The following is a 10684-nucleotide window of genomic DNA, read 5'->3' on the forward strand; positions in this document are numbered from 1 at the left end:
CTTGCGTATCTGCGCAAGTTGTCTTTCCCGCCGGGGCTTAAAACGCTCATCCTCATCCGCCAGGCGATTACACAAGGGCGTTACGAAGAAGCGGCCAGCCAGTTGAAGCAGGTGATGCGATCCCGCCAGTACGACTCGTTCATGACAGAAAAGAAAGTACGGGTCCTCCGCGATATTGCACAGGTCCTGCAGAACGGCCATACCAGGCGGCTGTGTAACCGGTATGCGAAATGGGAAATCGTATATTTTGAGCGGATCCTGCAGACTATGCGCCGGCAGAACGGCTTTGCGAAGGCCCGGACCGGTTAGGCATATGCGGAGACAGAGAAAATTTCTCTATAGTATTTCCCCGCTCCCCTGTGGTATAGTAATGATGAGCATCGTAATGATGAGCAGTAAAAAGGGGGAGTGATCCTATGTCTCGTTTAGTAGTTATTATTCAATGCGATATTGTTTCCAAACGCTGTGCCGGATACGGCTGCATGAAATCGTTCTATGACCGGACGGGCCCGTTTGCCGGGTATGACGACCAGACACGCTACATGACGCTGACCTGTGGCGGCTGCTGTGGAGCGGGCATTGCGGCAAAATTAGAAGACCTGAACCACAAACTGAAACGCTATGGAGAAGAAAAAGGCGACGTGGTCGTTCATCTGGCATCGTGCATCTGTTCAGACAATTACCACCGCCCGCCCTGTCCCTTCCGCAATTACATCAAGTCTATTGTCGAACGAAAGGGATTTCCCGTCGTCCTCGGATCGTATCTGTCCAAGGGAGCCGAAAAAAAGCGCCACGAAGGTGTGTATCAGGAATGGGATAAGGGAATGAAAGCATAAACGTTTAACTTATAAAGAACAATCCGTATATATTTCAGCAAGTAAAAGGTTTAACTTTATATTTTTCCAAATTCTTTTAAAATTTTTCTTGCATTCCAGAGATGACTATGGTATTATCTCAATCAACAAGTCAAAATAAAAATGCGTTGAAGGGAAACAGTAGGTTCCAGAAAGCTTTCAGAGAGCTGCCGGCAGGTGCGAGGCAGCAGCGGAATGGAAGTGAACTCGTCTCTAAGCAGCCAGCTGAAATGCCATGGGCAGAGTAGGCGGGGCCGGGGCCTGGCCGTTAACAGACAGGAGGGTATCGACACGAGTCCGTACCTGTAAAGAGCATATCCTTTGGGATATGAATAAGAGTGGTAACGCGCGAGTAAATCTTTCGTCTCTTCTGAGGCGGAAGATTTTTTTTATTTTGATTGTGTTAAAAATACATGATCAGGAGTGATTCGGATGAAAAACGTTGAAAAGTACAAAAAAGGATATTTTATGCCGCCCCAGGTGGATATGAGCTGGACAAGCAAAGAGTACCCCGATAAGGCGCCAATCTGGTGCAGTGTCGATCTGCGCGATGGCAATCAGGCACTGGTCATCCCCATGAGCCTTGAAGAAAAACTGGAATTCTACAAAATGCTGATCCGCATGGGATTTAAAGAAATCGAAGTAGGGTTTCCGGCGGCATCGGAAACAGAGTTCGAATTTCTCCGCACGCTGGTAGAACGGAACATGATTCCCGACGATGTGACCGTACAGGTCCTGACACAGGCGCGGGAACACATCATCCAGAAGACCTTCAAAGCATTGGAAGGGGTCAAACATGCCATCGTCCATTTGTACAATTCCACGTCGTATGCACAGCGGCAGCAGGTATTCCGCAAATCAAAGGAAGAGATTAAACAGATCGCCGTCGATGGCGCGAAATTGCTGCAGCGTCTGACCGAAGAAGCCGGAGCGAATTACCGCTTCGAATATTCACCGGAAAGCTTCACCGGGACGGAACCGGAATTTGCCCTCGATGTCTGCAATGCCGTCCTCGACGTATGGCAGCCCACCGCCGACCGTAAGGCAATCATCAATCTGCCTTCGACGGTGCAGATGTCCATGCCTCATGTGTACGCAGCCCAGATCGCCTACATGTCCCGGAATCTGAAGTACCGCGATAACGTCGTTTTGTCTCTGCACCCGCACAACGACCGGGGAACGGGCGTTGCCGATGCCGAAATGGGATTGCTGGCCGGGGCCGACCGCATCGAAGGGACACTCTTTGGCAACGGGGAACGGACGGGCAACGTCGATGTCATTACCATCGGCATGAACATGTATGCCATGGGTATCGATCCGGGCATCGATTTCTCTTATATGCCGGAAGTCGTCGAAATGTATGAACGGGTGACGCGGATGCATGTCCATGAACGGCAGCCCTATGCAGGGAAGCTGGTGTTCGCTGCCTTTTCCGGTTCCCATCAGGATGCCATCGCCAAGGGCATGCAGTTCCGGGAAGATCATCGTGAACCGTACTGGACCGTTCCGTATCTGCTCATCGATCCGAAAGATGTAGGCCGCGAATACGAAGCCGATGTCATCCGCATCAACAGCCAGTCCGGCAAGGGCGGTGTAGGCTTTATCATGGAACACAATTACGGCATCCGCATGCCGAAGAAGATGCGGGAAAATTTCAGCTATTTTGTCAAAAGCGTATCGGATCACCGCCATCAGGAATTGAAGCCCGACGAAATCTACCGTCTCTTTACAGACCATTATCTCGACGTCACGAAACCGCTCGAAATGGAAGATTTCATGATTAAAAAGCAGCATGGGCACTGGAAAGGCCAGATCCTCATGCGGGTGGGTGGCAAAGACATCATTTTCCAGGGAGAAGGAAATGGACAGCTGGCAGCCGTGGCCCATGCCATCTGTGATGCCTACGGCATTACGGTCAGCCATCTGGAATACAGTGAACACGATCTGGACCGTGATCCCAGTTCCCGGGGCATTGCCTACTTCGGTCTCACTGACGAAAAAGGCCAGACAACATGGGGAGCTGGCATCGACACCGATACGATGACCGCATCTGTCCGGGCCTTTGTTTCAGCTATCAACCGCATGCCGGGCATGGCAGAACGGATTACCTTCCGCAATCTGAGCAGCAGTTATGACCAGATTCACGATTTCCGCCGTTCAGCTAGTCATCATTAATAACTATAAGATATGTTGTAAAACTGGAGGATATATATTATGGGAATGACAATGTCACAGAAAATTTTGGCTGCCCACGCCGGCGTCGCATTCGTCAAGGCGGGGGACCTCATCAACTGCCGCCTCGATATGGTACTGGCCAACGATATTACAGCACCGCCGGCCATCGCCGCTTTTGAAAAAATCGGCAAGCCTGTATTCGATAAAGACCGGATTTCTCTGATTCCGGACCATTTCACGCCGAATAAAGATATCAAATCGGCAGGCCTGGCAAAGATTGTCCGCGATTTTGCCAGAAAGCACCACATCACCCACTATTATGAAGTAGGCCGCGTCGGCATCGAACACGTCCTCCTGCCGGAGCAGGGAATCGTCGCGCCGGGCATGCTCACCATAGGTGCCGATTCCCACACCTGCACCTACGGGGCGCTGGGAGGATTCTCGACAGGAGTCGGCTCTACCGACCTGGGAGCGGCCATGGCGACGGGCGAAGCGTGGTTCAAAGTCCCCGATGCCATTAAGGTCGAGCTTACCGGGGAAAAGGCGGAAGACATTACGGGAAAAGATGTCATGCTGACCCTGATAGGCATGATCGGTGTCGATGGCGCCTTATACCAGTCATTGGAATTTACCGGTCCCGGCGTGGCGTCCCTGTCCATGACAGACCGCTTCACCATTGCCAATATGGCTATCGAAGCCGGTGCCAAGAACGGGATTTTCCCCGTCGATAACCAGACGGCAGCCTATGAAAAGGGCCGGATTTCCCATCCCTATACGGTGTACGAAGCCGATCCTGATGCCTCGTACAGCCGGGTCGTCTCCATCGATTTGTCCCAGATCCGGCCCGTCGTCGCTTTTCCGCATCTGCCGGGCAATACCAAAGCCGTCGGGACCTTCGGTGATATCGAAATCGACCAGGTCGTCATCGGTTCCTGCACCAATGGACGGTTGGAAGATCTGCGCATTGCCGCAGACATTTTGAAAGGCCATAAGGTCCATCCCCGTGTACGCTGCATCATCATTCCGGGAAGCCAGCAGGTCTATCAGGATGCCATGCATGCCGGTTATATTGATACGTTCATCGAAGCCGGTGCCGCTGTATCGACACCGACCTGCGGCCCCTGCCTGGGAGGCTATATGGGAATCCTGGCAGCCGGTGAACGGTGCGTTTCGACGACAAACCGCAATTTCCGCGGCCGCATGGGCCACGTAGACAGTGAAGTATATCTGGCAGGTCCCCAGGTGGCGGCAGCCAGTGCCATTCTCGGCAAAATCGCAGAACCTAAGGAGGTCCGGTAATCATGATATTAGAAGGAAACGTATGGCGCTACGGCGACAATATTGATACAGATGTCATCATCCCTGCACGGTATCTCAACAGTTTTGACCCAAAAGAACTGGCGTCTCATTGTATGGTCGATATCGACGAATCCTTTGCACCCAACGTACAGGATGGCGATATCATGGTCGGCGGCCGTAATTTCGGCTGCGGATCGTCCCGGGAACACGCGCCGGTTGCTATCAAGGCATCGGGCGTCCCCGTCGTCATCGCTGCCAGTTTTGCCCGTATCTTTTATCGCAATGCCATCAACGTGGGCCTGCCCGTACTGGAAATCGGCGACGCTGTCGAACGCATCCATGGGAAAGACCGCCTGCGCGTCGATATAGCCAGTGGCACCATTGTCAATGAAACGACTGGTGATACCTTCCAGGCTCCGCCTCTGCCAGGGTTTATCCAGGATATTGCCAAAGCAGGCGGATTAATCGAATACGTAAAGGGGAAATAACCATGTCAAACCATATTGTAGTCATTCCCGGAGACGGAATCGGCGAAGAAATTACGGCTGCCGCCGTACGGGTTCTCCAAAAAATAGATGAAAAATTCCACATCGGCATGACCTATGAAAAGCAGGAAGCCGGCGGAACTGCCTACGACCACACGGGCACGCCGCTGCCGGATAAGACCATCGACGCTGCCCGCCATGCCGACGCCATCCTGTTTGGCGCTGTCGGCGGGGACAAATGGGATCATGTCGAACCGTCCCTGCGGCCGGAACGGGCACTCCTGGGACTGCGCAAGGCCCTGGGGCTGTATGCCAATCTGCGGCCGGTTACGGTGCCCGATGTCCTGGCAGAGTATTCTCCTCTTAAACCCGATATCGTAACCGGGACGGACATCCTCATCGTGCGGGAACTCATCGGCGGCATTTACTTTGGTGATAAATGTGAATCGGAAATTCACAACGGGGCAGAACGGGCCTGGGATCTGGAAAACTACAGCGTCCCCGAAGTCAGGCGCATAACCCGCTTTGCCATGGAAGCGGCGCAGAAACGGCGTCACAAGGTGACTTCTGTCGATAAGGCCAATGTCCTGGCGACATCACGCCTCTGGCGGCGGACGGTCATTGATACGGCTTCCCGTTATCCCGATGTGACCCTCAATCACTATTATGTCGATAACTGTGCCATGCAGCTGGCTATCAATCCCCGGCAGTTCGACGTCATCGTCACGGGAAATCTCTTCGGCGATATCCTCAGCGATGAAGCGGCCGTTCTCGGCGGATCCATCGGCATGATGCCGTCAGCCAGCATCGGGGAAGAGACCAGCTTCTACGAACCCATCCATGGGTCAGCGCCGGATATTGCCGGAAAAGGGATTGCCAATCCGTCGGCAACGATCCTCTCGGCGGCCATGATGCTGCGCTATTCCTTTGGAGAAGAAGAAGCGGCCCGTGCCATAGAAGAGGCGGTTGACCAGACACTGGCCGATGGCTGGCGGACGCCCGATCTCTATAAAGACGGATTCAAAAAAGCCGATACGGAAACGATGACACAGGAAATCCTGTCCCACATTTGATGAAAACGCATCTCCCTGCGTTTTTCATATATCCCTTGGTATAACAGCAAAAAGAGGATGTCTCATGAAACCATTTTTTCATGGGGCATCCTCTTTTTCTGGCTGTACGTATGACAATCATCAATAGCGGCGGAACAGGTTGGTGACTTTTCCCAGGATTTTGCAATTGCGCGTGTAAATCGGTTCATAATCGGGATTTTCCGGCTGCAGACGTACCCGGTCCTTTTCCAGGAAATACCGCTTGACCGTCGCTTCATCGTCGATCATCGCGACGACGATATCCCCGTTTTCTGCCGTATCCTGACGGCGGACGATAAGATAATCCCCGTCGAAGATACCGGCCTGGATCATGCTGTCGCCGCGGACGGTCAGCATAAAGCAGTCGTCATTTCCGATAATATCAGCCGGAAAGGGATAGACATCTTCGATGTATTCTTCGGCAAATACCGGCTGGCCGGCCCGGACCTGGCCAATCAGTGGCAGGGGAACGATTTTTTTGGACCGCCAGGATCCTTCATCCAGGAGTTCTATCGTCCGGTTCTTTGCCGGGTCGCGGCGGATAAATCCCAGTTCTTCCAGGCGGTGCAGATAGCCGTGGACCGTCGAAGTAGAGCTGAGGCCGACGGACTGGCAGATTTCCCGGACCGATGGGGGATACCCATATTTATGCACGCAGTCACGGATGTATTCAAGGATTTGTTTTTGCCGGGTTGTAAGCATTTTTTCACTGTTCATCATTCGGTATCACTCCCAAGTAAATATACACTTCTATTATACGGTACTATGGAAAAAAATTCAAACGTTTGTTCATCGAAAATTTGTTCTCTCACCCTATTGACAGAACGGACGTTCGCCGATATAATAAAACCATCAAACAAACATGTGTTCTCAAAACATTCGTTCTAAACGGCTATGGGGTGACAGAGTATGAAACGCACGATGGCTATGAAAAGAAAAAGAAACTATACCTGGATAATCCGGCTGATTGCAGCGCTGGTTGTCGTCATCGCCGCATGTACCCAGATGGGGATGGTATATCATACGGATGAAACGTATATCTCCGTCAAGATACACAGCGGGGATACGGTATGGCGCATCGCGTCCGCTGCTGCCGCTCCCGGGACGGATGTCCGCGACGTCGTCGATGAAATCATGGATATCAATCATATCCGCCATTCCGATGACATTTATCCGGGGCAGGTCCTTCAGGTGCCCGTTGAAACGGGGCGGGCCGATACGGTAAAAGAAGTCCTGCACGTACAGAAATAAAGGAACGGGTCATTTTTTCCGGGCGATCTTTAAGATAGGATTATCGATGAGGCGGTCTGCTTCGTCGATGTACTTGCGGACGACCGCTGTAGACCGGTGACGCGTCTGGCGCATGATTTCCCGTTCTTCCACGTGTTCCATTGCAGCCGAAGTGGCAAAGCCGTGGCGCAGGCTGTGGGCGCCGAATTCAGCCGGATCCATTCCCATGAGTCCGACATACCGTTTGACGATGAGGGCGATAGTCTTGTCGGAGATACGGGTCTTGCGGATATGGTGGCCTTTGGTGAAACTGCGAAAGACCGGTCCTGTAGTAATTCCGCTGAGATCCAGCCAGTGCTGGAGTGCACGGACGGCACAGAGGTCCTTATCTTCAATATAAGGGATGGCGACGGTCTGCCCCTGATCGAACTGGTCGGTCTTGGATTTGCGCAATGTGATGAGCAGCCCCAGGCGGTTGAAGTTCAGGTCTTCCACATCCAGCCCGGCAATTTCCGAACGGCGCATGGCACCGTAAAAGCCGACGAGAAGGACGGCTTTATCGCGGGCCTGGCGGAGTTCGTCCCCGTCGAGGTAGTGGAGCATTTCCCGGATGTCATCGAAGAGGATGGGGGCTTTACCGTGCTGCTGGGTCCCTTTCATGCGTTTGATGCCGCGGACGGCGTCTTTTACGATAGGGAAGCGGCAGGGGTTGTCTTTGATGCCGGCAGCGGCAAAGTTTTCCGTCAGGGCAGAGATGCGCCGGGCAATCGTATTGGCCTTGGCATTGTCTGCCAGGTCGTTGATATAGTTGACGATCGTTTCCGGCGATGCCGGAAAGGCTGTTTCGTCATGATAGGCACACCAGTCGCAGAAATCCTTCCAGTCGGACCGGTATGCGTCAATGGTGTTGTCGGCCCGTGATACATAGATACTCTGCCGGGCCTTGTCTGTTAATTTTTCATTATTTGCCAATACGTCGGCGTTGCCGAGATAAAAATGATCTGCCGGTTCAGAAGCCATGACAATCCTCCTGGAATAGGTGCTATTTTACCGCATGAGACGGTACGGTCATACCGCATGTATTTCCTTTATCATATACGGTACCCTGTATAATGTATTGTATCATATAAAAAGACAAATACCAAACATTTGTATCATTGTCCCGGGGATACACGTCTATCGGGGATACACGAAAGAAAAAAGTCTGGTTCCTCTGACAGGGTCCTTTTCTGTATACGCCTTGCGGTATTGCGGATCCAGATGCGGACTAGGCTTGGCCTTCGGAAAGAAGATGTCAACCGCTATAAGAGCCTGCTGTGTCGTGCCTATTGCGTCAGGACCGGTTCTTGCCGTATAATAGACGGATGAACAAGAAAAAAATAGAAGAGACAATTGAACATGTAGAACAGGAAGTCGTGCAGGATGCCCGGGAAATACGGCAGTCGGCGGCAAGGCACCGCAGGCGCTTCTGGGGCATAGCGGCCGCGGCGTGTCTTTTCATAGCCGGCGCAGCGGGCATTGCATCATATTACCTGCCAAATTATTTCCTTCCCGAAAGGGAAGCATACGTCCATGTGCGGGAACAGATGACTGCCACCGACATTGCCGATCAGCTCTACGACGACGGACTCATCGTCAATCCCGGCTGGTTCCGCCTGGTGGCACGCGTCACCGGCCAGGCCGATGATCTCAAACAGGGGGAATATACCATCCGGTCCGACATGAGTCTCCAGCAGATCCTGGCAAAACTAAAAAGCGGCAAATCAGAAGCAGCCCGGCTGGTCGTACCCGAAGGCTATACGGTGCGTCAGACGGCTCAGGCCCTGGATAAGCTGGGCATCGTCAAAGAAGAGGATTTTCTCCGTGCAGCCAACGATACGAGCCTGCTGTATCCATATATGAAAGGGAACCGCAAGGTGACACTTGTGACGGAAGGCTTCCTCTTTCCCGATACGTACCTCATCGGGAAGGATGCGACGGCAGAGGATGTCGTCACCATGATGCTGAAAAATTTCGACCGTCACCTGACAGACGACATGCGCCAGCAGATTGCAGAGCGGAATATGTCTATCTACCAGTTCGTCACCCTGGCATCACTCATAGAAAAGGAAGCAAAATACGATAAAGACCGGCCGCTCATCGCGTCGGTATTCCTGAACCGCCTGTCCCGGCACATGAAACTCCAGTCTGATGCCAGCATTTCCTATGCCATGGGAACCCACAAGGCGGCGTACAGTATCAGCGAAACGGAATACGACTCGCCCTATAATACATATCGCTATGAAGGACTGCCGCCGGGACCGATTGCCAATCCGGGGATGGACTGCATGAAAGCCATCCTGGAAGCGCCCGATACGTCCTATCTCTATTTTGTTGCTGATAAAGACGGACATAACTATTTTGCCACAACCTACGAGGACCATATGAAGAATGTAAAGGAACATATGCCATGACGGACCTTCTGGAAGAAATACGCAGTCAGGCTGCGCGGGAACAGCTGCCTATCCTGCGGGATCCGGAACTGCCACTATTGACCCGGATCCTCCAGCAGGCGAAACCGGCCCGGCTGCTGGAAATCGGCACCTGTATCGGCTATTCTGCCCTGATCATGGCTCCCTTTCTGGCAGAGGGAGGGATGCTGACGACGATCGAGCTCGACAAAGAGCGGTACCGGACGGCCAAGGAGTATTTTTCACGCTCTCCCTACGCGAGGGTCATCACGGCTCTTCAGGGAGATGCGGCCCAGTGGCTGAGCCGCCTGGAAGGGCCGTGGGATTTTGTCTTCCTCGACGGCCCCAAGGGACAGTACGTGCGCTATCTGCAGCTGCTGATGCCACACCTCTCGCCCGGTGCGCTCATCGTAGCAGATAACCTGCGCTATCACGATATGATTTATATAAAGGGGACGCTGCCGCACAAACACCGGACGGCCGTGACGCGGCTGCGCCAGTTCCTGTCGCTCATCGACGATAGGCGGTATTTTGATTCTGTGTTTTTTGAAAATGGGGATGGCCTGACCGTATCCCGTTGGAAAGGATAAGTATGCAAAAGATGGAATTGCTGGCTCCGGCCGGCAATATGGATAAAATGAAGATGGCATTTCTCTATGGTGCCGATGCAGTATATCTCGGCGGGAAATTATTCGGTCTCCGCGCCTTCAGTGACAATTTCTCCCGGGATGAGCTGAAAGAAGCCGTGGCCTATGCCCATGAACGGGGAAAACGGATCCATGTGACGGTCAATATTTTCCCTCACAATGAAGACCTCACGGCTCTGCCGGATTACCTGCGCTTTTTGCGGGATATAGGCGTAGACGCCCTGCTCATCGCCGATCCGGGGATTTTCAGTCTGGCCCGCAAGCTCGTGCCGGAACTGCCCATCCACATTTCGACCCAGGCCAATACGACCAACTGGGCCAGTGTCCAGTTCTGGCATGACCTCGGTGCCAGCCGCGTCGTCATGGCCCGGGAAGTGAGCCTGGCCGATGTCAGGGAAATCCACCGCCGCGTCCCTGTCGAACTGGAAGGATTCGTCCACGGTGCCATGTGTA

At 53.0% G+C, this 10684-nt stretch carries 12 protein-coding genes and 1 other annotated feature; of the genes, 10 read left to right on the forward strand and 2 right to left on the reverse strand.

Annotated elements, in window-relative coordinates:
* The 6 genes from B4H10_RS07040 to leuB all read left to right on the forward strand — a co-directional run.
* Positions 1-309: hypothetical protein (locus B4H10_RS07040; protein WP_292018528.1), on the forward strand; the 309-nt coding region annotated here is incomplete at its 5' end.
* A gap of 107 nt (positions 310-416) precedes the next feature.
* Entirely contained in the window at positions 417-836 is a 420-nt protein-coding gene (locus B4H10_RS07045) for a CGGC domain-containing protein (RefSeq protein ID WP_059075917.1), read from the forward strand.
* Positions 837-973: 137 nt separating this feature from the next.
* Positions 974-1226: a binding site (T-box leader), on the forward strand.
* A 60-nt stretch (positions 1227-1286) separates the two neighbouring features.
* Positions 1287-3029, forward strand: coding sequence for a 2-isopropylmalate synthase (locus B4H10_RS07050; RefSeq protein WP_059075918.1), 1743 nt, complete (start codon positions 1287-1289; stop codon positions 3027-3029).
* Between the two features lie 39 nt (positions 3030-3068).
* Positions 3069-4328: a 3-isopropylmalate dehydratase large subunit gene (leuC, locus tag B4H10_RS07055; RefSeq protein ID WP_170087154.1), complete on the forward strand. Its 1260-nt coding sequence runs from the start codon at positions 3069-3071 to the stop codon at positions 4326-4328.
* A 2-nt stretch (positions 4329-4330) separates the two neighbouring features.
* Entirely contained in the window at positions 4331-4816 is a 486-nt protein-coding gene (locus B4H10_RS07060; protein WP_059075920.1) for a 3-isopropylmalate dehydratase small subunit, read from the forward strand.
* Positions 4817-4818: 2 nt separating this feature from the next.
* Positions 4819-5886, forward strand: coding sequence for a 3-isopropylmalate dehydrogenase (gene leuB, locus B4H10_RS07065; RefSeq protein WP_292018529.1), 1068 nt, complete (start codon positions 4819-4821; stop codon positions 5884-5886).
* Positions 5887-6006: 120 nt separating this feature from the next.
* Here the strand turns inward: leuB and lexA are convergent, their stop codons facing one another.
* Entirely contained in the window at positions 6007-6624 is a 618-nt protein-coding gene (lexA, locus tag B4H10_RS07070) for a transcriptional repressor LexA (protein WP_059075922.1), read from the reverse strand.
* 189 nt (positions 6625-6813) lie between these two features.
* On the opposite strand from lexA, the gene B4H10_RS07075 reads away from it, so the two are divergent.
* A complete protein-coding gene (locus B4H10_RS07075; protein WP_083237028.1) occupies positions 6814-7155 on the forward strand; it encodes a LysM peptidoglycan-binding domain-containing protein in 342 nt (113 codons plus the stop codon).
* Positions 7156-7164: 9 nt separating this feature from the next.
* Here B4H10_RS07075 and B4H10_RS07080 read toward each other — a convergent pair whose 3' ends face one another.
* Entirely contained in the window at positions 7165-8154 is a 990-nt protein-coding gene (locus B4H10_RS07080; protein WP_059075924.1) for a site-specific integrase, read from the reverse strand.
* A 344-nt stretch (positions 8155-8498) separates the two neighbouring features.
* Here B4H10_RS07080 and mltG point away from each other — a divergent pair, with 344 nt between their 5' ends.
* The 3 genes from mltG to B4H10_RS07095 all read left to right on the forward strand — a co-directional run.
* On the forward strand, positions 8499-9587 hold the full coding sequence (mltG, locus tag B4H10_RS07085; protein WP_083501448.1) for an endolytic transglycosylase MltG: 1089 nt from the start codon (positions 8499-8501) through the stop codon (positions 9585-9587).
* Entirely contained in the window at positions 9584-10174 is a 591-nt protein-coding gene (locus B4H10_RS07090) for an O-methyltransferase (RefSeq protein WP_292018530.1), read from the forward strand. The genes mltG and B4H10_RS07090 overlap by 4 nt, the downstream gene beginning before the upstream one ends.
* Positions 10175-10176: 2 nt before the next feature.
* On the forward strand, positions 10177-10684 hold a 508-nt coding region (locus B4H10_RS07095), incomplete at its 3' end, for a peptidase U32 family protein (RefSeq protein ID WP_292018531.1).

Origin of the sequence: Megasphaera sp. UBA4382 (genome assembly GCF_002391155.1) — a bacterium.
In the GTDB taxonomy this organism is placed as follows: Bacteria; Bacillota; Negativicutes; order Veillonellales; family Megasphaeraceae; genus Megasphaera; species Megasphaera hexanoica.

What these genes read in the sequence shown, in the direction of transcription:
- B4H10_RS07050 (WP_059075918.1), top strand. Translation starts at nt 1,287, where the DNA reads ATGAAAAACGTTGAAAAGTACAAAAAAGGATATTTTATGCCGCCCCAG.
- B4H10_RS07045 (WP_059075917.1), top strand. Translation starts at nt 417, where the DNA reads ATGTCTCGTTTAGTAGTTATTATTCAATGCGATATTGTTTCCAAACGC.
- B4H10_RS07080 (WP_059075924.1), bottom strand. Translation starts at nt 8,154, where the DNA reads ATGGCTTCTGAACCGGCAGATCATTTTTATCTCGGCAACGCCGACGTA.
- B4H10_RS07060 (WP_059075920.1), top strand. Translation starts at nt 4,331, where the DNA reads ATGATATTAGAAGGAAACGTATGGCGCTACGGCGACAATATTGATACA.
- leuB (WP_292018529.1), top strand. Translation starts at nt 4,819, where the DNA reads ATGTCAAACCATATTGTAGTCATTCCCGGAGACGGAATCGGCGAAGAA.
- B4H10_RS07090 (WP_292018530.1), top strand. Translation starts at nt 9,584, where the DNA reads ATGACGGACCTTCTGGAAGAAATACGCAGTCAGGCTGCGCGGGAACAG.
- B4H10_RS07075 (WP_083237028.1), top strand. Translation starts at nt 6,814, where the DNA reads ATGAAACGCACGATGGCTATGAAAAGAAAAAGAAACTATACCTGGATA.
- mltG (WP_083501448.1), top strand. Translation starts at nt 8,499, where the DNA reads ATGAACAAGAAAAAAATAGAAGAGACAATTGAACATGTAGAACAGGAA.
- lexA (WP_059075922.1), bottom strand. Translation starts at nt 6,624, where the DNA reads ATGATGAACAGTGAAAAAATGCTTACAACCCGGCAAAAACAAATCCTT.
- leuC (WP_170087154.1), top strand. Translation starts at nt 3,069, where the DNA reads ATGGGAATGACAATGTCACAGAAAATTTTGGCTGCCCACGCCGGCGTC.